The 21094-nt window shown below is 48.5% G+C and carries 21 protein-coding genes and 1 other annotated feature; of the genes, 6 read left to right on the top strand and 15 right to left on the bottom strand.

Annotated elements, in window-relative coordinates:
• Positions 1-23: 23 nt before the first annotated feature.
• The gene (locus tag ABD014_RS19030; RefSeq protein ID WP_343863703.1) at positions 24-524 is read right to left on the bottom strand and encodes an ArsR/SmtB family transcription factor; all 501 of its coding nucleotides are present in this window, start codon (positions 522-524) and stop codon (positions 24-26) included.
• A gap of 288 nt (positions 525-812) precedes the next feature.
• Positions 813-1025: a binding site (T-box leader), on the top strand.
• Positions 1026-1078: 53 nt separating this feature from the next.
• On the opposite strand from ABD014_RS19030, the gene proB reads away from it, so the two are divergent.
• From proB to mtnB, 4 genes are all read left to right on the top strand, one after another.
• Positions 1079-2185, top strand: coding sequence for a glutamate 5-kinase (gene proB, locus ABD014_RS19025; protein ID WP_343863701.1), 1107 nt, complete (start codon positions 1079-1081; stop codon positions 2183-2185).
• 49 nt (positions 2186-2234) lie between these two features.
• Entirely contained in the window at positions 2235-3482 is a 1248-nt protein-coding gene (locus tag ABD014_RS19020; protein ID WP_343863699.1) for a glutamate-5-semialdehyde dehydrogenase, read from the top strand.
• A 149-nt stretch (positions 3483-3631) separates the two neighbouring features.
• The gene (proC, locus tag ABD014_RS19015; RefSeq protein ID WP_343863697.1) at positions 3632-4501 is read left to right on the top strand and encodes a pyrroline-5-carboxylate reductase; all 870 of its coding nucleotides are present in this window, start codon (positions 3632-3634) and stop codon (positions 4499-4501) included.
• Between the two features lie 259 nt (positions 4502-4760).
• Positions 4761-5402, top strand: a complete 642-nt coding sequence (gene mtnB, locus ABD014_RS19010; protein ID WP_343863755.1) for a methylthioribulose 1-phosphate dehydratase — start codon at positions 4761-4763, stop codon at positions 5400-5402.
• 246 nt (positions 5403-5648) lie between these two features.
• On the opposite strand, the gene dhaK is transcribed toward mtnB, so the two are convergent.
• Complete coding sequence (dhaK, locus tag ABD014_RS19005) at positions 5649-7409, bottom strand: dihydroxyacetone kinase subunit DhaK (RefSeq protein WP_343863695.1); 1761 nt, start codon at positions 7407-7409, stop codon at positions 5649-5651.
• Position 7410: 1 nt separating this feature from the next.
• Positions 7411-8547, bottom strand: a complete 1137-nt coding sequence (locus tag ABD014_RS19000) for a glycerol dehydrogenase (RefSeq protein WP_343863693.1) — start codon at positions 8545-8547, stop codon at positions 7411-7413.
• Positions 8548-8749: 202 nt separating this feature from the next.
• Here ABD014_RS19000 and ABD014_RS18995 point away from each other — a divergent pair, with 202 nt between their 5' ends.
• Entirely contained in the window at positions 8750-9802 is a 1053-nt protein-coding gene (locus tag ABD014_RS18995) for a PocR ligand-binding domain-containing protein (protein WP_343863691.1), read from the top strand.
• 44 nt (positions 9803-9846) lie between these two features.
• On the opposite strand, the gene ABD014_RS18990 is transcribed toward ABD014_RS18995, so the two are convergent.
• The 12 genes from ABD014_RS18990 to ABD014_RS18935 all read right to left on the bottom strand — a co-directional run bounded on the left by ABD014_RS18990 (position 9847) and on the right by ABD014_RS18935 (position 19590).
• A complete protein-coding gene (locus ABD014_RS18990; protein ID WP_343863689.1) occupies positions 9847-10185 on the bottom strand; it encodes a DUF1801 domain-containing protein in 339 nt (112 codons plus the stop codon).
• Positions 10186-10198: 13 nt separating this feature from the next.
• The gene (locus ABD014_RS18985; protein ID WP_343863687.1) at positions 10199-10387 is read right to left on the bottom strand and encodes a hypothetical protein; all 189 of its coding nucleotides are present in this window, start codon (positions 10385-10387) and stop codon (positions 10199-10201) included.
• 159 nt (positions 10388-10546) lie between these two features.
• Positions 10547-10957: a YciI family protein gene (locus tag ABD014_RS18980; RefSeq protein ID WP_343863685.1), complete on the bottom strand. Its 411-nt coding sequence runs from the start codon at positions 10955-10957 to the stop codon at positions 10547-10549.
• Positions 10958-11189: 232 nt separating this feature from the next.
• A complete protein-coding gene (locus tag ABD014_RS18975; protein ID WP_343863683.1) occupies positions 11190-12056 on the bottom strand; it encodes an undecaprenyl-diphosphate phosphatase in 867 nt (288 codons plus the stop codon).
• A gap of 40 nt (positions 12057-12096) precedes the next feature.
• Positions 12097-12711: a DedA family protein gene (locus ABD014_RS18970; protein WP_343863681.1), complete on the bottom strand. Its 615-nt coding sequence runs from the start codon at positions 12709-12711 to the stop codon at positions 12097-12099.
• A gap of 69 nt (positions 12712-12780) precedes the next feature.
• Positions 12781-14706 (bottom strand): ABC transporter permease, encoded by a 1926-nt coding sequence (locus tag ABD014_RS18965; RefSeq protein ID WP_343863679.1) that lies wholly within the window; start codon positions 14704-14706, stop codon positions 12781-12783.
• A gap of 4 nt (positions 14707-14710) precedes the next feature.
• On the bottom strand, positions 14711-15484 hold the full coding sequence (locus ABD014_RS18960; RefSeq protein ID WP_343863677.1) for an ABC transporter ATP-binding protein: 774 nt from the start codon (positions 15482-15484) through the stop codon (positions 14711-14713).
• Positions 15485-15606: 122 nt separating this feature from the next.
• The gene (locus ABD014_RS18955) at positions 15607-16587 is read right to left on the bottom strand and encodes a sensor histidine kinase (protein ID WP_343863675.1); all 981 of its coding nucleotides are present in this window, start codon (positions 16585-16587) and stop codon (positions 15607-15609) included.
• Complete coding sequence (locus tag ABD014_RS18950) at positions 16584-17285, bottom strand: response regulator transcription factor (RefSeq protein WP_343863673.1); 702 nt, start codon at positions 17283-17285, stop codon at positions 16584-16586. Before ABD014_RS18950 ends, ABD014_RS18955 begins: the two co-directional genes overlap by 4 nt.
• 163 nt (positions 17286-17448) lie before the next feature.
• Complete coding sequence (locus ABD014_RS18945; RefSeq protein WP_343863671.1) at positions 17449-18552, bottom strand: hypothetical protein; 1104 nt, start codon at positions 18550-18552, stop codon at positions 17449-17451.
• A gap of 46 nt (positions 18553-18598) precedes the next feature.
• Positions 18599-19054, bottom strand: coding sequence for a hypothetical protein (locus tag ABD014_RS18940; RefSeq protein ID WP_343863669.1), 456 nt, complete (start codon positions 19052-19054; stop codon positions 18599-18601).
• The gene (locus ABD014_RS18935; protein WP_343863667.1) at positions 19054-19590 is read right to left on the bottom strand and encodes an RNA polymerase sigma factor; all 537 of its coding nucleotides are present in this window, start codon (positions 19588-19590) and stop codon (positions 19054-19056) included. Before ABD014_RS18935 ends, ABD014_RS18940 begins: the two co-directional genes overlap by 1 nt.
• 625 nt (positions 19591-20215) lie before the next feature.
• Here ABD014_RS18935 and ABD014_RS18930 point away from each other — a divergent pair.
• Complete coding sequence (locus ABD014_RS18930; protein WP_343863665.1) at positions 20216-21049, top strand: lytic polysaccharide monooxygenase; 834 nt, start codon at positions 20216-20218, stop codon at positions 21047-21049.
• Positions 21050-21094 lie beyond the last annotated feature (45 nt).

Genomic DNA, 21094 nt, shown 5'->3' with positions numbered 1-21094 from the left:
TTCGTTAGAACAGTAATATAGAATTACTTTTTGAGCTTTTCTGCCGAAACCACATTGACGCCAATTGCATATTCCTCAGTATCATCCGACTTCGAAGTCGAGGAGATGGTAACCCATTTCTCAAGCAGGGATCTGAATTCCGTCAACATCTCTTCCTTTTGCTCGGGCGAAAGCTGCATACGCAAGCTGATTTTTGTAGCAGAAGCCGCTTCGTAACCATCAGCCAGCACAGGATCGATCATATTGGCGCCCCGAGTATTGAACCACTTTGCCTTCGATTGATAGTATTTCTCCACGATTCCCCCTACAGTTCGGGTGTTGACAAGATCGATCAGCCCGCCCTCATATAACTTCTGGATATGGTAATGGATACTGCCAGGAGATTCCCCCAATTCGTCAGCCACTTGCTTGGAGGTTTTGGCGGTGTCAACCATTGCTCTAATAATTTTAAGTCGCTGCGCGCTGCCCAGTAGCTTTGCCTGTTCTACGGAGATATCGAGAAACTGGGATTGTTCTTTGTTCATCTAAAACCCTCCCCTATTGGATGCAAAAATCATCTGCAATTCTAATTTGATCCGTTTATTTAGTTTGATCTAAAAAGTTAGATCGATTATGTATTGATAATAATCCGCCTTTTTCCAACCGTCAATAAACCATTCAAAAAATTCTCAAAACGGCAAAATCTGAGTGTGTTCCGGGAACAGTTTGGCCTGCACTTCTTTTCAAGCCCGGCGACACATGGTATTCTAGCATTAATAAGAAAACCTCTTCTGGGTATTCTCGGAGAATGACTGATTACATATGTGGAATACATAAACGTGATGACGGGACCAAGTACAAGAGCGATGCGGACCATAGAGAGCAAATTCCTCGGCTGTAAGAATTTGCACTTCGCACTCTTCGAAACCTACCCCTGAGCGGCCGCACGACAAGAGCGGACAGCGCCCCTGTTACCGGGTAATCAAGTTGGATGAGTAAATCATCAATTAAGGTGGTACCGCGGAAGTGAAACTTTCGTCCTTTGCGAGCAAAGGCGGAAGTTTTTTTGTATATTAACTTATCTTTGGGAGTGAACTCCATGCTAAGACGCATCGTTGTCAAGATAGGCAGCAGCTCATTAACCTCATCGGAAGGAGGATTAAACAGGAAAGCGATCGACTTCTTCTCCTCCGAGCTGGCTGCCCTGAAGGCTGAAAATTACCAGATCCTGCTCGTCACCTCCGGAGCGGTCGCAGCGGGATTCCGCGAGATCGGATATGCCGAGCGGCCAAAGCTGCTGCATGAGAAGCAGGCCGCGGCAGCCGTCGGCCAAGCGCTGCTGATGCAGAACTATCGCGAGGCTCTGACTGTACACGGCATATCAGCGGCCCAAGTTCTACTAACGCGCTCCGATTTTCAAAACCGCAAACGGATGGGCAACGCCAGCATGACACTGGAGGAATTGCTTGGCCGAGGCGTCCTTCCCATCATCAATGAGAACGATACGGTCTCTATCGATGAATTGAAATTCGGTGATAACGACACGTTGTCCGCCCTGGTCGCCAATTTGATTCAGGCGGATCAATTGATCATCCTGACGGATATGGACGGATTATATACGAAAGATCCGCGTATTGATCCGTCAGCCCAGCGCATTGACCATGTGCAGGAGATCGATGATGACATTTATAGAATCGCTGGCGGAGCTGGCACCTCAGTCGGAACCGGAGGCATGCGCTCCAAGATCGATGCGGCCAAGATCGCCTCGCGCGGCGGGGTTCCTGTCTTTATCGGTAAGATCAATCAACCGGGGCAACTGGCGCAAACTGTAAACAGTCAAGGACAAGGCACCTACTTCGAAGCGAATGATTCGATACTGCCACGCAAGAAGCAGTGGCTCGGCTTCCTCTCGATTCCGATCGGCACATTGACGGTCGATACCGGCGCAGAAGAAGCGCTGATTCACGGGGGGCGCAGCCTGCTTCCAGTCGGGGTGCGTGAATCGACCGGACATTTTCAGGCTGGGGATGTCGTTGAAGTCGTGAACCCGGACGGCGAGATTCTCGGGCGCGGCATCGTGAACTATGATGCTGATCAAATGCAGGACATCATGGGACTTCCAAGCTCGGAGGTTGTGAAGACGATGAACAGCGTCCATCGTTTGGAGGTCATACATCGTGACGAATGGATTTCATTGAAAGCTTGATCATTTAAGTATCTAGGCAATTCATATAAATTCTAAGGAGGTATTTCAAATGAGTGAAGTGAGACAGAAAGCACAACTTGCAGGTAAGGCCTGCTCCGATCTGAGCGGACTGACTACCGCACAGAAGAACGAAGCGCTGCTTGCAGCGGCCAAAGCGCTGGTAGAGAACAACGAGGCAATCATTGCTGCAAATCAGGAGGATCTTGACCGCGGACGCAGCAATGGAACGAACGAATCCCTGCTCGACCGACTCGCCCTGAATGAACAGCGCATTCACGGTATCGCAGAAGGATTGAGACAAATTGTCTCGCTTCCAGACCCTATCGGTGAATTGCTGGAGACGTTCGAACGCCCGAATGGATTGCATATTGTGAAGCGCCGCGTTCCACTCGGTGTCATCGGGATGATCTATGAAGCGCGGCCGAATGTGACAGTGGACGCCATCGGCCTCTGCCTGAAGACGGGTAACGCCGTTGTCCTTAGAGGCGGATCAGCTGCCATTGCCTCCAACCGTAAGATCGTCGAGATCATCCATGAAGCATTGGATTCGACTTCTATTCCGCGTGATGCGGTGCAATTGATTGAGGATTCCAACCGTTCCTCGGTGGACGAGATGCTGAAGCTGAATGGCCTGCTTGACGTCGTTATTCCTCGCGGCGGTAGCTCGCTCATCCAGAACGTTGTCAATAACGCTACCGTTCCGGTCATTGAGACAGGCGCAGGCATCTGTCACACTTATCTGGATGCCACCGCAGATGCAGCGATGGCTACAGATATTACGCTTAATGCCAAAGTACAGCGACCTTCTGTATGCAACTCGATGGAGACGATGATCGTTCATCAGGATTTCGCCGCTGCGCATCTGTCTGCTTTGGCGCAGCGCTTCAGCGAAGCAAACGTAGAGTTCAGAGGCTGCGAACAGACGAGAGCTCTCATTGATTGGGCTAAGCCAGCAACCGATGAGGATTATGCTACCGAATACAACGACTACATTCTTAACGTCAAGGTCGTCAAGGATCTGGATGAAGCACTGGCCCATATTGCCCGTTTCAGCACGAAGCATTCCGAGTGCATCGTGACAGAGGATCTGTATCATGCCGAGCGCTTCCTGCAAGAAGTAGACGCAGCTGCCGTCTATCATAATGCCTCCACCCGCTTCACGGATGGCTTCGAATTCGGCTTCGGCGCCGAGATCGGCATCAGCACACAGAAGCTGCATGCCAGAGGCCCGATGGGGCTTCCAGCTTTGACATCAACCAAATATATCATTCACGGCAATGGCCAAATCCGCGGGTAATTACACGAGCTACAGCTGCGTTTCCCTAACATGGAGTTATCAGGCTCAGCTAGCCGCTGATACTGGTCCTCCTCTTATATAGTTACCCAGTCGTACTTCGGGGATACTTAGACAATACAAATCTAGTTATCAACAGAGGAGGTCATACCATGGTCACTAACGAGAACAAAAGCACTCCAAATCCAGGTACGATCAGCTTCTACGGCGCCGGCTCCATGGCAGAAGCGATCGCCCGTGGACTCATTCATAGGCAGGTAGCCAGGCCTGCCTCGATATCGATGCTGAATCGCAGCAATCAGGAGCGTCTGGCATACCTGACGAATCAATACGGAGTAGTCACGAGCAATCAGGAGGAACAGAAGAATAAGCTGTTAAGCGAAGCTTCTATCATCGTACTGGCGATGAAACCGAAGGATGCCAGGGAAGCAATCACTGCGATCGCCCCTCACCTTTCGAAGAAGCAATTGCTCGTCTCCGTCATCGCTGGCTTGTCCATCGAGACGATTCAGAAATTGCTTGGCTTCGCGGCCCCGATTGCCAGAACGATGCCAAACACTTCAAGCACCATCGGTTACGGGGCAACCGGGATCTCCTTCTCTGACGAAGTCAGCGAAGAACAGAAACAGCAAGTACTGACGATGTTCGAGGCGGTCGGAACCGTCTCGGTCATTCCGGAAGAGAAAATGGAAATTCTGACAGGTGTTTCAGGCAGCGGCCCGGCCTATGTCTACTTCATGATGGAAGCGATGATCGCTGCTGGTATCGAGGGTGGTCTATCGCCAGAGCAAGCGCGAGAATTAACGATACAGACCGTGCTCGGCGCGGCTGTAATGATGCGCGAGACCGGCGAGGACCCGGCCAAGCTGCGCGCTGATATTACATCACCGAATGGTTCGACCCAGGCCGCACTGGATGTACTGCGTGAGGGCGGCTTTACAGAGGCGGTCAAAGCAGCCGTCCGCAGAGCAGAGGAACGCTCGCGCGAGATGGGGCAAGCCGTGAAGGAAACGTTACAATAAGCTGTTCTAGACGACTGATAACATACCGTATCTGCAAGGTCAGGCCAGTTCCAATCTTGTGCCAAGGAATAGTCTAATCCTGAAGCTGGCTCGATGTCTTCCTGGATCGGGCCAGCTTCAAAGTGACATGGCCGGCAGGAATTTTTTTCTAGCAATTATGTATTCATCTCATCTCAGCTGGGAATATAGCGTGCAGACATATATTTGATCATACGAGTTAGAAGAGATCTGCATCTTTAAGGAGGGACAGTAGTCAATGATGGCCTTTGCACAAATTGCCTTGGAAAAGAAGCAAGCCACGCTTGCCGAGCTTAAGGACGTCAAAGAACAGTTAGCTACCAAGGGCTGGTTCCCAGGTACAAGCGGCGATTTATCAGCTCGTGTCGGCGAGTATACTCCAGATGAATTTTATTTTGCGATCACTTCTAGCGGTAAGGATAAAGCGATGCACACACCAGAGGATTTTCTGTTCATTGATGCTGCGGGCGAAGCCTGTGAGACAACCTCCCTTAAGCCAGGTAGGGAATCTCTGATTCACGCTAAAATCTACCGAATGACTGGCTGCAGCGCTATTTTTCATGTACATACGGTGTTCAATAATTTGATTAGCGAATTTTACGGGGATCAAGGATTCATCCCGGTTCAAGGCAACGAACTGCTCAAAGAGCTCGGAATTTGGGAAGAGAATGCTGCGATTGAAATTCCCGTACTGCCTAACTACGTAGATATCCCTTCCATTGCCAAACTGGTGCCCGGAGCGATTCATTCCGATATTCCCGGATTCGTATTGCGCAATCATGGCATTTATGCCTGGGGCAACAGCATCTGGGAAGCCAAACGGCACCTGGAAGCCTTTGAATTTATTTTTGAGCTGGAATATCGACGCCTCGCCTTGCTTTGATAATCTGCTTTCAAGCGCCTCTTAGATACAATCGCCTGAGGACCCGCAGCTCCCAGCATGCGGTGTGACGTTGCATGGCGCCCGTCAAACCTGTCTTAAATTACTGTAAGACGCTGTTGCAGTAATTTTGTCAAAAAAGAAGATTCTGCGCTTTAAAAACAGCCCCCGTTTCCCAACGAGGGCTGTTTATGCAAATTGTTCGAGCATTCATTGGAATAAGGTAAATCTCCCCAAAACCAATTCGTATTATTTCATTGCCTTCGCCAGCTCTGTGAAAATAACCCCAAGCGCGTACGCCCCCGCATCCGGGTAACCGATGCTCCGTTCACCTACCGTGCCGGCTCGGCCCATCCGGGCTACAATCTCCGCTGTCTTCTGCGCACCTTGAACTGCAGCCTCAGCCGCCTTAACAGCCGCTTGCTTCAGATTATCACCTTGCTCAGCGCTCTTCGTCCACTGATCCGCGAGCGGCACAAGCGCATCGATGAGTGTCTTGTCGCCTACAACGGCTCCCCGGCCGAAGGATCTCTCACCCGTATCCTGGATTCCTTTGACCACGGCCTGCATCATACCGGCAACCTCGCTGACGGACAGCTCCTGCTTCTGCTGAGCATGCTTGCTTGCGGCCCGGAAGCCCGATCCCCAGATCGGTCCAGAGGCCCCGCCGCAGTGCTCCATAATGACGAGCGAGCAGGCATCGAGAAAATCGCCGATATTCTGCCCATGGTGAGCGAGAATCTCCTCCCACTCCACTTTTAACTGTTTGAAGCCTTTGGCCACACTCATTCCGAAGTCGCCATCACCCGCGTGAGCGTCGAGCTCACAGAACGGAACTTCATTTTCGATAATGACCTCACTCATTTGATCGATTAGGTAGACGATATTTTGCAACGATAGCCGATCGTTCTGAATGACCGCTGCCGCAGGGTCGGTCTCATTCTTATACGATACCTCGTCTGCCGCTTTCTCCTCACGAATGACCTCGGTATAATTTACCGGCTCGAACGGGGCTTTAACAGCTAATGCCGGCGTATCGCAGGGTGCAGACAACCATTTCTTCAGCGTATCGTCGAGCTTCATGAGGGTCACGGAGGCACCAGCCATATCGATGCTTGTCATGTAGTTGCCAACAAACGTCTTAAATACCCGCTTGTTCTTCGCCGTCAATTCCCGAATCACCGAATTGTTGAGCAGATACAGCTCTTGAAGCGGTGTGGCACCGAACCCGTTAATCAATACGGCCACTTCCTGCTCCGTCGGATCACTGAGGTGCAGATTATCCAACAACGATTCGACCATGCGTTTTGCCAATTCATCAGCAGACACCAGCTCTTCCCGGCGAATCCCCGGCTCACCGTGAATCCCTACCCCGTATTCCATCTCATGATCTTCGATTTGGAAGGTAGGAGTACCCTTGGCTGGCACCGTGCAGGAGGTAAAAGCAAAGCCAAGACTACGCACATTGTCAATCGCGTGCTGAGCTGCTTCCTTCACTTCAGGCAATGACAAGCCTGCCTCGGCAGCCGCTCCTGCAACCTTATGAACAAGTATCGTTCCGGCGACGCCCCTTCTTCCTACCGTATAGAGACTATCCTCAACAGCAATATCATCGTCCACCTTGACATAATCCACCTCAATGCCGTCTTCGCTAGCAAGATGAGCTGCATTCTTAAAATTCATAATATCGCCGCTATAGTTCTTAATGATCAACAGAGTTCCTTTGCTGCCCGCCGTATTGCGAATCGCTTGATACACCTGGATTTGTGATGGAGAAGCGAATACGTCGCCACATACGGCCGCATCCAGCATCCCGCTGCCTACAAATCCGGCATGGGCAGGCTCATGTCCGCTCCCACCACCACTGATCAGCGTCACTTTATCGGGATTGATCTTCTTTTTAGAAATGACTTTAAATTTATCATTGAAATCCAGCTCAGGATGCGCCAACACAAGCCCATTGCACATTTCCCGAACCAAGGTTTCAGGCTTATTCATTATTTTCTTCATCTTAAACCTCCTTGGTTAATTTATATTGCCGTCCCAAATGGTCAGCAGCCATAATCGCCGATGCAACCGCTTCTTCGGAAATCGGGAACGGCATCGAGTGGATGGACTCTTCAGCGATACATGCTTTCTCAGCCACTTCAAGCAGTTCCTCATAGGTCACATGCTCTACACCGATATCTGCCAAACATACCGGGAGGCCGATGGAGAGGGAGAAATCCAGCACTTCTTTCAATTCTTCCCGGTCGGCATTTTCAAGCACCAATTGGGCAATCGTGCTGAAGGCAACCTTCTCCCCATGGTAATAATGGTGCGTCCCTTCCAGAGCTGTCAGGCCGTTGTGAATCGCATGAATCGCAGCCAGTCCGCCGCTTTCAAAGCCTAATCCGGATAACAGAATATTCGTCTCAACGATATTCTCCAAAGCCGGGGTCACCATGTTCTGATCACAGGCCAGCTTGGCCTTATATCCGTTCTCCAGCAGTGTCTCATAACATAGCTTGGCGAGTCCCAACGCTGTAATCGTTCCTTTGGCATCACCGCATACGCCTTCGCGGACACCGCACGGCAATCCGGCATTCACATTGGAATACGAATTTGCCGTCGCTCTAGCCTCAAAATAAGTCGAGAGCGCATCCCCCATCCCGGCAACGAGAAATCTCGTCGGCGCTTGAGCAATGACTGTCGTATCGATCATGACTACACTCGGACTTTGCTTAAAATACGCATAATCATCGAATTCTCCCTCTGGAGTATAGAGAACGGCGGAATGGCTTGTTGGTGCATCGGTAGCCGCGATCGTCGGTACGATGATCAGTGCTTCGCCTTCAGCTACACATTTTGCCGTATCAATCGCCTTGCCGCCGCCAAGACCAACCGTACATGCGCAGTTATGCTCCTTCGCCAACGCTTGCAATCTTGCTACTTCCTGACGCGAACATTCCCCATGGAATCCGCTTTCTACAAAGGTAATATCGAATTTATGTTTAGTTGCCTCAAGCTTACCCTTCACACGGGCTACATCATCAGGATGTGCAATTAGCAGCGCAGAATCACCAAATGTCTTCACAAAATAGCCCAGATTTAACAGTTCATTTTCCCCTTGCACATATTTCGTTGGACTAATAAACGCTCTTCTCATCTTACATCCTCCTCAAATTGTTTATATTTTAATTATAGGATGCTCTATTTTGAGAAGCATGAAACAAAGAGCTTGATTTAAAGCGTTTTCTTATCGTGTTTTCTTGTCATAGTTCTATATAATTGTATTTTTTTGTCCTCTAGTAGAACAATTCGTTATAATAGATATAGTATTTCTATTACTTCAATAGGAGACTACCATCATGTCCAAATCCCGATTTGACTTAGAGGAAATCATAGATCTGGAGAAATGGGAAAAGCTGCAGGATGCTCTATCGCTTGTAACGAAGATGGCCATTCTAACGGTCGATTATAAGGGGATTCCTGTGACCAAACACAGCTACTGTCAGCCCTTCTGCCAAGGGGTACGTCAGGACTCCCATCTCTCGCAATATTGTCAAAAATGCGATGCCCGTGGGGGTCTTGAAGCTGTCCGCCAGAATAAACCTTATATCTATTTATGCCATTTCAATATTATCGATATCGCCATACCGATCATTATCGACAATCAATATCTTGGCGCCATTATGGCTGGTCAGCTTAAGCTCCGTGAACCTGATATGCCGCTGCTAGAGCAAGTCGTATCGAGGCCTCCCAATGTTGAGACCCATCGCAAGTTCCAAGCGCTAGAGGAGCATTACAATGCTTTGCCGATCCTATCTTATGAAGAAGTGACGAAATGCGTGGACCTGCTGCTGCAATTAAGCACTTATATCGTGGAAGAAGCGATTCAGAAGCATACGACCGTCAATCTGTACAAAGGAATGCTGACCGCAAATTTAGACGCTTCCGGTCCTACTTCTGGCCAGGAACTGAGTCCAGCCGACCGTACATATCGCAAAATTCAATCGATCCAGCAAGAGTTGTCGGGAGCGTTAATCAACACGAAGTTAAAGAACGGAGCCGACAGATTCATCTCCTCGAATACCGTACTCCAGCCTGCCTTTGATTATATTTATGCGCATAAGCAGGAGAGCTTCAGCTTGAAGGAGATGGCCAAGCTCTGTCATCTTAGTCCCAGTTACTTCAGCCGGATCTTCACGAAGGAGACAGGAGAGAATTTCTCGGTCTTCATCGCCAGATTGAAGATTGAATGGGCCAAGCAGCTGCTTGAATCCACCGATTTGTCGGTCAATCAAGTGAGCGATGATCTGGGCTTCTGCGATGCGGGCTATTTCATTAAGACGTTCAAGAAGTTCGAGAGCCTCACCCCTTCCGCGTATCGGAGCATGTACAAGGAATTGTCTGCAAAATAACCCTCCGTCATATAAATGATCGAAGGGTTATTTCTGGCGGATGGTTATATACTCGTAGCCTGGGCAACAAGATTCGCCAGCTGCTCCGGGACATAAGCCTCTCCCTGGCGCAGCTTCAACGTTTTTCGTTCAGGCGGACCATCGAATATTCCTTCGGGAAATTCAATCCCCGCCGGATTAAAAATCGTAAAGCTGACCGCATCCTTGGATGTGGAAATTACAGCGGCATATTTTCCATTTTTCAAGAAATGAGGCTTCTTATATTGAAGACGCTCCTGGGCATCCGGGATTGCCTGATAAACCAACTCACGCAAGCTGACCGCTACTTCCCTTTGCCAATTCTCCTTGATTTCATTGATAAAATCCGTAACTTCCTGGTTCATTTCATCTTCTCCTTTAAGCATAAAATAGAGTTCTTCCAATTCCATGATCAGATTGTTGTAGCAAACTGCCACGTAACACCGAACCGGTCCAAAATTTCACCATAACAGGCTCCCCATGGCTGAAGCTCGAGCGGATAACGGATTTCTCTGCCTGAGTTCTTGCATCCTCCGACATCAGATAAGGAACTAATTTTGCATTCATTTCAACGACCTGCCTTTCACCATTTATTAGATTGAAACCTGCATGCTTCAACTGCTTGGAAGCCGTTTCTATCTTAATGACGAATGGGAAATCGCAAAATCGACAAGTATCAAAAATATTTATAAAAAAATATGTCTTAGTCTATTTTGCCATCGTTCATCATCCGAACTGCCCTTTGATCTTGGCTTGGGTGTCAGCATCGGACGATAACTCTTCAGGTTCAAAAATCTGCCGCAGCTCGATCTCACCTTGCCCTTGACCATGCGGGTCCGGCATCCGCAGCGCCCAATCAATCGCCTCTTCTCGTGAATTCACCTCGATCAGGGTATAGCCTGCAATAATCTCCTTCGATTCGGTGAACGGCCCGTCCACAACTTTTGGCTTCCCTCCGGGCTCCGGATAGGAAATGCGGATTCCACCCGAGCTCGGCTGCAGACCGTCTGCGGATATTAGAACTCCAGCTTTCGCCAATTCCTCGTTATACCTGAGCATCGCCTCCAGAAGCTCCGGACTGGGCTTCACGCCAGCCTCGGAATCGGATGTTGCTTTGACCATCATCATAAATCGCATTATTAGCCTCCTGTCTCGTTATGCGTGTTGTTTATATCCTTAGTATCTTAATTCACCCTATATATTTCATTGTCTGGAAAATAAATACCTGCATTTTTTATTTTAAATCTATGGTTCTCGTAATATCAATGTTTGATCCTAATGCACAAACCCCCCACCGGATTAACCGACAGAGGGTCCAAAGAGCTGTATGCAGATCATTTCCTATCCTAAAATCTTCCAGTGAACTATTCTAGAAATATACGAACCAGATAACGGCTGCCAGTATTATTCGATACACCGCAAACGGGACCAGCTTCACCCGGTTAATCAGCTTCAGGAAGAAGCGGATTGACAGCAAAGCGAACAAGAAGGCCGCGATAAATCCAACAATGAAGAAGGGCAGAGCGTCGAGTGTGAAGTACTGCCAATTCTTAATTAAAGAGAGCGCGCTGGCACCGGCCATGATCGGCACTGCCATAATGAATGTAAAGTCTGCGGCTGCTCGATAGCTAAGTCCAAGCAGTACGCCGCCGGATATGGTCGATCCAGATCGCGAGAAGCCCGGCCAGATGGAGAGGCACTGGAACAAGCCAATAGAGAAGGCCTGCTTATATGTAATCTGATCCACTGTCTCGATTACCGGACGTTTAGAACGGAAGCGATCTGCCACGATCATTAAAATCGCTCCAACGACCAGACCGATCAATACTGTGGCGGTAGAGAACAGATATTCATCGATATAATTCTCCAGCAGCACGCCGAGCAGCCCTGCCGGGATCAAGCCGACAATAACATGACCCAGCTTCAAGCGTCTGCTTTGATACCGCCCAGACATATTCTCACTCCTCTGCTCTCCCCGTCCCTTGGCTTTGAACCGAGACAGCCCAAGCATATCGATGAAGCGATCTTTGAATACGACGAGCACGGCAAGAATGGACCCGAGCTGAACCACTACCTTGAACGTGTTAGCGACATATTTAGAGGTGAAGATCAGATCGGTCTTCAGCCACATATCGTCGACGATAATCATATGCCCCGTAGACGAGACCGGAGCAAATTCCGTCAGCCCTTCTACAATGCCGAGAATAAATGCTTTTATAAGTGAAATGATATCCATTTGCTTGCTTTCGCTCCTAAGCTATATAGATTGAGTTGCTCTAGGACTGCACTTTTCTTCGTTTACGCCAGAACAGCACGGCAAAAGTGAGTGCACCCACGGCGATGACTGCATAGGCGATATGGGAATAGACATCCATAAACTCCACAATACTCTCCCAGGAGCCGCCCACGGCGGCACCTAGCGAGACAAGAATCACGTTCCAGGCCAAGGTCCCGATGGTAGTAAAGAGCAGAAACAAGCTGAATTTCATCTTGTTCATCCCTGCCGGAATGGAGATGAGGCTGCGGATCAACGGCACCATTCTACAGAACAATACGGTCCAGTAGCCGTATTTATCGAACCAGGAATCAGCCTTACGTATATCCTCCTTCTTCACTCTTAGATAGCGCCCATATTTTTCGATAATCCCTTCGAGCTTATCTACATTGAGCAGATAGCCAATTCCATACAAAATAACAGCGCCCAGCACCGATCCTAACGTGGAGGCGATAACTACGCCTGTAACAGTCATGCTTGTAGAAGTAGTCATGAAACCGCCGAACGTTAAAATGACTTCCGAAGGGATCGGCGGAAACACATTTTCAAGAGCGATCAGAAACAAGATGCCGAAGTATCCGAACTGTTCCATAATGCTCGTAATCCAATTATCCATGTATACCTCCGTGTAAACTTAGAATTAAGTTTGAAGCGGGCCCTCCTGTCTACCTAAGCTTCATTTCAATTAGTAAATTCTGATTGCCTTCTGTAAATTGCGCAAATAACGGGCCCGGATGAACAGGAAATAGACAACCTGTACCAGACAGAAGCTACTCAGAATCAGCCCAGCTTCCCAGGCAATTGACATATATAAATAGCTCTGCAGAGCAATAAATGCAAACAGGCTGTGGATCATTGCTACTCCGATCGGAACGAAGAACAGTAATGCCAACTGCTGTGACACGACCTTCTCCATCTCCTGGCGGGTTAATCCGAGCTTCGTGAGGGCAGCATACTGCCTGCGGTCATAATCCAGATCGCTGTATAGTCGAAAGTACAGTACGCTGCCTGCGGCGATGTAGAATACGGTCCCTACGAGGAGTGCGAAGAACAACAGCGCACCATACGAGCTCCTCTGCACCTCGAACAGTGTACCGCTCACCGTCAATGCATAGGGCTTACCTGCCTCGAAGTCCATTTTGCCATGCTTGGTCAGTTCCATAGCCATCCCCATGGTCTGTTCCTGGTGATCGACATAAAAGCCTGTGAATCGGTCCGTCCGCTCTCTTTCCTTGAGGTTCTGCAACAGCGAATCATTAACGACCAGACCAGAGAAGGTTCCCTCCCGACTATTCCCAAGCTCCGGGGTTAAATATTCGGGCACTGCAACATGCTCGGTAATTCCCGTCTCTCTCAAGCGGATTCCCCGCTCCTCTAGCGTATATTCCGCTAGCTTCCGCTCCTCCAGCAACAGCCTCTCCCGCTGCGAGCTAAGCAGTACCAACGCTTCCTGCGCTCCGGGCGGATGCTCACTGACCATAAGACCAGCCGCCTTGATCGCTGCTTCATAATCCGTGAAGCCAATCAAGGGAATCGTTCGCGGCTCAGAATCAAGCGTAGATTCCTTCACTTTGACATAGATCAGGTCCATACCGCCCATCTGGTACGGTACTTGCCTGGCTTGAAGCTCGGAGCGGATTTGCTCCAGATGTTTGGATGCAAGCCTGCTTCCTTGCTTGGCTACATAGGCAATATCCGCCGGGTAATCCGCCTCGAATTCATCCGACAGCCTGTTGATCGAAGCGAACACGCCGATCGCACAGAAGGTAACTGTTGAGATAATCGTAACGAGAAAGAACATTCTCGAATTATCCTTCAAGCGGTAAGACAGATTCGAGATCGTGACCAGATTCGTCTTTCTCCAATAAAATTCAATCGTTCTCTTGGCCCATTCGAGCAATGACAGGCTGAGCTGAGTGTACAAGAAATAGGTCCCAACAATAGTCATACACGTAACTGGCACCATGCGGATTAATACGGTGGATGCCGTAGCTGAAGCTGCAAGATAGTAGCTTGCCACCAGCAATAGAGCCGCCAATAGCGACAGGAGCTTGGAAGCCTGTGGCGGTGCTCCCCGGTGACGATCCGACTGGAAAAGATCGATGAGACGGGTAGAACCCAGCAGCATCATTGTACATAGGGAAATGACGAGAAACAGCAAGGCAAAGGCTCCGATCGTAAGCAATAAGCTATATAGCGACACATAGAACGGCAGCGAGACAATCCCTAACAGATTGGAACCTGCCATGAGGAATAACTTGGCAGTGAGTAAACCACCGATTATCCCAACGACAATAGCACCGGCACCGATCAGCATATTTTCATAGAACAGCATCTTACGAAGCTGCTTATCCGTCATCCCCAGCAACAGCAATGTTCCAAACTGATGTCTCCGTGAGCGGAGAAAAGAACCGACCGAATACAGCACAAACAAGAAGCAGAATACATACATGATCGACACCGCTTCAGCAAGAACGACCTTGGCCGGACTATACAGCGGCTGCTTCGTAAGATCGGGATGGAACAAGAACAATGCGCAGACAAAGAAGATCATGACCGAGAAGGAGCTGCTTAGGAAATAGGCAGCATAGATCCGTTTATTGCGCAGCACATTGCTATGGGCGAACTGTCGGAAAGTGATGAGATTCCCCTCCCAGCAGCGACATCATGTCAATAATCTTCTGGAAGAAGACCTGCCTGTTATCCCCGCGATAGATCTCGTTATAAATCCTTCCATCCTTGATGAACAGGACTCGATGACAATAACTGGCCGCAATAGCGTCATGAGTGACCATCAGAATCGTCGTCTTATCCTCGCGGTTAATCAGCTCGAACGCTTCCATGACTTCACGTGATGATCTGGAATCCAGATTGCCCGTAGGCTCATCCGCAAGCAACAATGAAGGCTTATGAATCAGAGCGCGGGCGATGGCTGTCCGCTGCATCTGCCCACCTGATATTTCACCTGCATACTGCTTCATAATAGATTCAATTCCTAGCCTGGCGGCGAGCGACTGGGCTCTGCTCTTCATCTCATGGATGGGCAGACCTTCCAGGGTTAGCGGCAGCACGATATTCTCTTCCACCGTCAATGTATCGAGTAGATTGAAGCGCTGAAATATGAATCCGAGCTGACGTCTGCGGAACAGAGCTGTCTCATCCTTGTTCAGCTTTTGCGGGTCCAGGCCATTCAGGGTCAACGTTCCGCTTGTTGGCTCGTCAATCGTAGCGATCACATTCAACAGCGTCGTCTTGCCGCTGCCGGACGGTCCCATAATTCCAACGAATTGTCCCGTTTCGATCTTGAAGGACACATGGTCCAGTGCTCTCGTCGATATTTTTTTGCCTTCGTAAATTTTGGACAGTCCGTTAACTTCTAGAACTGGCATGAACTGCGCTCCTTTTCCTTCGCTAATTTGAGTATACTAAGGGACAGATCACCGCTGCCATTGGTTAATCTTACACTACCTTACTTGTTTGTAAGGTTAGAGCCTTCTCCCCCGAAATATAACTATGCTTCAAAAAAAATCCGTACCGTCGTCCCCTGACTGGCCTTCGATTCAAGCTCCAGCCGATGCCCTAGCTTCTCACAGATTTGTTTCGCCAGATACAGGCCCATCCCGGTGGACTCTTGGAAGCTGCGCCCGTTCTCCCCGGTAAAATAGGCATCAAAGACACGTGGCAAATCGCTCTCTTGAATTCCGACTCCTTCATCTGTCACTTCCAAGACCGTATGCCCCTTTTGCTGAAAGCCACGAAAATAAACTTTTCCCCCAGCCTCGACTGTATATTTCACCGCATTCGTAATCAGCTGCGTTATAGTAAAGGACAACCATTTCTCATCCGAATGTATATACAATGAGTCAGGTACCGCGATATCCGGATACACCTTACCGCGGATAAAAAGCCTTTTCTGTGCTGATACAACCGTCCTGATCAAGTCGCTCAGCTGCAACTGCTCCACGACAAAATCATGCTCGAACGCATCAAGCCTCGCCGTATAGAGCACCAGCTCAAGCCCCTTCTGCAGTCGATCCAGCTCATCTCTAAGCGCATCGAAGCGTGGGTCATCCTCATCCTGAATCATTAAATGAATAACAGAAAGTGGTGTTTTCATCTGATGTACCCATTGATTCATGAATTGCACCTGATGGTGAATTTTCTCCTCCTGAACGTTCAAGCTGGCCAAATAACTGCGGTATTGCGACTTCAACAAATGATGTAATGCTTCCAATAACGGCGTGCCGGTGTGAATCTCTTTAAATCGATCCAACGATGAGCTTGTCCGCTGCTCCAGACTTCGGTATAAGGTACGCTGAGTGATGTAACGGTAGGTCAAATAGAGCAGCAATATAGCGCCACTCAGGAGCACAGAGTACAGGATCACAGCTATATTGCGGTATCCATCAAGCCAATAAACTAGTGATACAACGAGAAGCTGCAATAAATAAATGAATATAAGCGGACGCTGCTCCTTCAGAAACAATCTCACGCTTCACCCTCCCAATGGGGTACCAGTCGATAACCTTGCCCACGCACCGTTTGCAGCGCATCCTCTATACCTAACATCTGCAGTTTCTTACGCACACGGGTGACATACACATTAAGGGTATTGTCATCCACAAATTTCTGATCATCCCAAATTTTCTCCAGCAGACGATCCCTACTGACGATCCGCTCCATCCGTCCCATTAACTCATCAAGAATCTTCATCTCGGTCAAGCTCAGCTCTACTTTTGACTCATCAATGGACAGAAATAACCGCTCTTTATCCAGCGACAGTCCAGCAACGGATACCGTCCTGTCCCCGGTACCAGAAGCATATGATCCATAAGCCCGCCGCAACTGGCTCATCACCTTCGCGATCACGATGTCATAGTCGAACGGCTTCGTAATATAGTCATCGCCTCCGTTCTCAAGCGCCATAACCTGATCCATCTTGCCCTCGCGGGCTGAGATGAAGATGATGGGGCATGTCGATAGACTGCGAATCTGTCTGCACCAGTAATAGCCGTCAAATTTGGGCAGATTGATATCTAGCAGCACCAAATGCGGCTCATACTCCTCGAATTGCTGCTTGATTGTATCGAAATCAACCGCTGCAAATGTATCGTAATCGAAGCGATGCAAGTAATCCCTCAGCATACCGGCTATGCTTGGATCGTCTTCTACAATGAATATTTTGAACATGAGCAATCTCCTTTTGTCCGACTCTTATTCCTGAATTGTAACAAAAATAGACATACATATAAAAATAGAGAGGCAACAGCTCTTTGGGAGCGAAGCCTCTAATAATAAACGCTTATGTTCTGGTTAAAGTTAGCACAGTCAATGATCCCCTCGGTTCATCGCCTCAGAGTGCCGATTTATTCCGCGTGCCAGCAGACAGCAACTTCAATCCCCCACCGATTAACAGGAAAGCAATCAGGGCAGGACGTAAATATTCGTATACGAAGTAAGTGATGCGCAGTCCCGGGAAATACTTCTCAATCGTCGGAACCAGCAGATCCATAGAGACATAATAGACTCCTAACAGAATCAGAATGATGCCAAGCCAGTGCTGATAATTTCCTTTGCTACCGATTAATGGCCGGTCCTCCAGCGGCAAAATGCCATAACGACTAATATGCTGCAGCCCATCGAACAGACTGAAGAACCAGATGATCGGGATCACGAACAGAAACACTTTCAAACGCAGTACATCGATCACATAGAAGCTGCCGAGGAACAGCACCATTAATTGCAAACCGCGCTTCTGAAGACCGAGATACATTTGACCCGCGCCTGGAAATGCCGATAGCAAGGTAGCAAGAATTTTGCTGCGTCTGCCGTCGATCCGGCCGGATTCCCATTCATCGAACAAATTGCGGTCCCTGATAATCTCCCCCGCCTGCTTGCGGTGAACGAGCCCGACTGCATCGAACAAAGAATAGAGCCAAATGATTGGCAGCAGCCCAAGGAACAGAAGAAACACCGACTCATGTGTAATGCCCGTCACGAACAGCAGCATCGTAAACAGTCCGAAGAACGAGATTAGGAAGGACAGACCTCTCTGCATCAGTCCCATCTGGAAATGGCCGAGGCCAGGCACGAATGAGAGAAGAATAATGAAGAAACGCTCCGTGTCCTTATCTTTTTGACTCATCGGTGGAGGAATAATTCCCAACGGATCAAGCGGATCTGCAATATTAGACTGCTGAACGACAGCCGGTTCCCGTAGCAGCACGATAATAAGATCGAGCATGGAGATGCACCAGAGAATAAACGCTGCAACAGCGGTTATACCAAGGAATACTTCCCCTCCTGAAGCTATTGCTAATAGAATCCCGAACAAAATCCCCCCGAAGAAAAATACCGGGTAGAGTACGCCTCTTACCTTCTTCCCCCAATAAAGATGCCCCAGGCCGGGAATCAGGTTTAATATAAGCGCAAGCAAGCGATTGCGATAATGTGCCAATGTCATTCCTTCCTTTCTGTATCAAGTATTAGTCATGCTATTCCATTTACTGATTCAATTTATCGAACCAGCCAGTAGTCGCCTTCATCAGCCTATCGCTAACCGATACATCCTGATTAGGACGGTGGATTGCCTCATTAGCCCTTAAGAATAAATGGTCGAAGAAACCGCCTGTCATCAGCAGCAAAGTAATTGACGCAGCGATTACGTATTGCAGCCAAGCCTGATTGAACCATCTGCCGATTGAGCTCTGCTCCTTCGCAGGGTCTGTGGCTTTATCCGAGGCATCCGGCAATGAGGCCATCAGCCCCTCAAGCCAACGCTCATCCTCTCTCATTTCCGGCAGTTCACTCTCTAACGATGATAGAGCTTCAGAATAAAGGAGTGAGGCTTCCTCATCTTCAAGCAGCATATTCTCCAACCGCTTCTCTTCTTCCCAAGTTAACTCTCCTTGAATATACGCCTTCCAAATCTGCATAGATGCTTGATCCTGTGGTCTCACTACCATTCCTCCTCCTTCCAATGCTCTCTCATCCATCTTCTCGCACGATACAGCTTCGATTCCACCGTCTTCTCGGTGATATCCAACTCAGCGGCGATCTGACCATAGCTCTTGCCATCCAAATAGAAGGCCGTAATGATCGTCTGATGCCCGTCCGGAAGCTGCTTGATTTTCTGTCTCAGCTCATCCCTCTGCTCCTCTACGAGCAGCCCTTGCAGTATATGCTCCGATTGGACCAGCATTCGTGAAGCCAACTCAATTACATCCCCTTGCTGTTCCCTGCGACGCTCCCGCTTGCGCTTCAGATCAATCGCTTTATGTAGAGCTATTCGGGTTAACCAGGTCTTGAAGCCTTGCTCACGGTATTCGGAGAGAGAGTTATAGATCTGCAGAAAAGTTTCCTGCGCGGCGTCCTCGGCTTCCTGTTCATCATGCAGCACAGAGTAAGCTATTCGATAGACATGGTTCTGGTAAGTCTTCACAAGCTCGCGGAACGCTTCCCGGTCCCCTTGTCTGAGCTCCTGAATAAAGCGCACTTCATCCTTTTCGCCAATCTTTCTCCCCTCCTTCCATATAATAGACGTAGGCTAACTGTGCAACCCCTGCATCATTTTAAAAATTTTTTTATTTGTTGTGGCCTATGTTACTCTACAGTTTCTTCCCTGTACGTACTATGTAACGGATATAGGGCCACTTAGTTAGCATCTCTGATTAGAATTTCATAGAAAAGAATCATTTGTAGAATTATGCGGCCATAAACGCGCTACCAAATAACATATAACGAAAAATATATCTTTTTTTGTAAAGCAATTGACATTTCTAGTATTTTGGAATAATATATAACAAATTTAACTATTAAAAATTTTAATATGCGACACTTTGATATAGAGTTCATTTTATAGTTTTAGTTAATTCTTCTACAAGCACCGACATCATCTCCTGAAGAAGCCCGGCTCCCATTTTATCGTTTGGATTTGGGTATACGCCTTGGCTTCGGGAGTTGATCATAATTGCTAGTTATGAAAGGAGGAGGGCGGTTCACTGCTGCGAATGCACTTCTGAGATTTACATGACCCTAGAATTCAGTCATATGTAAGCGCTAACTTTGTATTAACTAGAATAAAGAGGAATTTATTTTATTTAAACGAAGGAGGAGTTAGTATGACGGTTCAAGCTTTTGCTGGCACTCATTTCTCAAGACTGAAGATGCTCTACGTTACAGCAGGTACCTTATTCTTAATATTTGCATGCTCTCTGATCTTTGCGAATAGCGCTTCTGCACATGGCTATGAGGTAAATAGCCGCGCTAATTTATGTTTTACAGGACAGAATACGAACTGCGGAGCCGTACAATATGAGCCATGGAGTGTTGAGGGACGCGGCGACTTCCCAGAAATCGGTGTGCCTGATGGAAAGATTGCTAGCGGTAACAAATTCTTTGAGCTTGATGAACAGTCATCAACTCGCTGGACAAAAGTGAACATGACCGGTGGAGAGCATACTTTCCATTGGAAAATCGTCGCTAATCATAGCACAAATACCTGGGACTACTATATTACTAAGAAAGGCTGGGACCCGAATTCGCCGCTCAAGCGCTCCGATCTGGAACTGTTCTGCAGATATGTGGATGACGGCGCAATCCCGCCAAATGATGTGTACAATGATTGCTTCATTCCGAACGACCGTGAAGGATATTATGTCATCGTAGCTGTATGGGATATTGCCGATACAGTTAATGCGTTCTATCAAGTCATTGATGTCAACCTGTCCATTAATCCATCCGCACCTACAAACCCGGCTCCCGGCTTCCCAGGAGATCCAAACCGTTTCGGTGAGTACCTCGTCTGGAACAACATCCGAGTATACACGGAAGGCGAGATCGTCGTGCATAACGGACAGTTGTGGAAAGCGCTTTGGTGGACTCAGAACCAAGAGCCAGGTACGACTGGTCAATGGGGACCGTGGCAACTGATCGGCCCCGCGCCTAATCAGTGACGGCTATATAACAAAGAGCCAGGCTATCCTTCACTTAACGGAGGC

It is taken from the genome of Paenibacillus motobuensis (genome assembly GCF_039521865.1).
GTDB lineage: Bacteria > Bacillota > Bacilli > Paenibacillales > Paenibacillaceae > Fontibacillus > Fontibacillus motobuensis.
The sequence above is the reverse complement of the archived record's forward strand: the minus strand, read 5'-3'. Positions and strand labels throughout refer to the sequence as shown.

Excerpts from the sequence above, each read along its gene's own strand:
- proB (WP_343863701.1), top strand. The coding sequence starts at position 1,079 with ATGCTAAGACGCATCGTTGTCAAGATAGGCAGCAGCTCATTAACCTCA.
- proC (WP_343863697.1), top strand. The coding sequence starts at position 3,632 with ATGGTCACTAACGAGAACAAAAGCACTCCAAATCCAGGTACGATCAGC.
- ABD014_RS18975 (WP_343863683.1), bottom strand. The coding sequence starts at position 12,056 with ATGGATATCATTTCACTTATAAAAGCATTTATTCTCGGCATTGTAGAA.
- ABD014_RS19020 (WP_343863699.1), top strand. The coding sequence starts at position 2,235 with ATGAGTGAAGTGAGACAGAAAGCACAACTTGCAGGTAAGGCCTGCTCC.
- dhaK (WP_343863695.1), bottom strand. The coding sequence starts at position 7,409 with ATGAAGAAAATAATGAATAAGCCTGAAACCTTGGTTCGGGAAATGTGC.
- ABD014_RS18950 (WP_343863673.1), bottom strand. The coding sequence starts at position 17,285 with ATGTTCAAAATATTCATTGTAGAAGACGATCCAAGCATAGCCGGTATG.
- ABD014_RS18980 (WP_343863685.1), bottom strand. The coding sequence starts at position 10,957 with ATGCGATTTATGATGATGGTCAAAGCAACATCCGATTCCGAGGCTGGC.
- mtnB (WP_343863755.1), top strand. The coding sequence starts at position 4,761 with ATGGCCTTTGCACAAATTGCCTTGGAAAAGAAGCAAGCCACGCTTGCC.
- ABD014_RS18960 (WP_343863677.1), bottom strand. The coding sequence starts at position 15,484 with ATGCCAGTTCTAGAAGTTAACGGACTGTCCAAAATTTACGAAGGCAAA.
- ABD014_RS18970 (WP_343863681.1), bottom strand. The coding sequence starts at position 12,711 with ATGGATAATTGGATTACGAGCATTATGGAACAGTTCGGATACTTCGGC.
- ABD014_RS18985 (WP_343863687.1), bottom strand. The coding sequence starts at position 10,387 with ATGAATGCAAAATTAGTTCCTTATCTGATGTCGGAGGATGCAAGAACT.
- ABD014_RS19030 (WP_343863703.1), bottom strand. The coding sequence starts at position 524 with ATGAACAAAGAACAATCCCAGTTTCTCGATATCTCCGTAGAACAGGCA.
- ABD014_RS18930 (WP_343863665.1), top strand. The coding sequence starts at position 20,216 with ATGACGGTTCAAGCTTTTGCTGGCACTCATTTCTCAAGACTGAAGATG.
- ABD014_RS18995 (WP_343863691.1), top strand. The coding sequence starts at position 8,750 with ATGTCCAAATCCCGATTTGACTTAGAGGAAATCATAGATCTGGAGAAA.
- ABD014_RS18990 (WP_343863689.1), bottom strand. The coding sequence starts at position 10,185 with ATGAACCAGGAAGTTACGGATTTTATCAATGAAATCAAGGAGAATTGG.
- ABD014_RS19000 (WP_343863693.1), bottom strand. The coding sequence starts at position 8,547 with ATGAGAAGAGCGTTTATTAGTCCAACGAAATATGTGCAAGGGGAAAAT.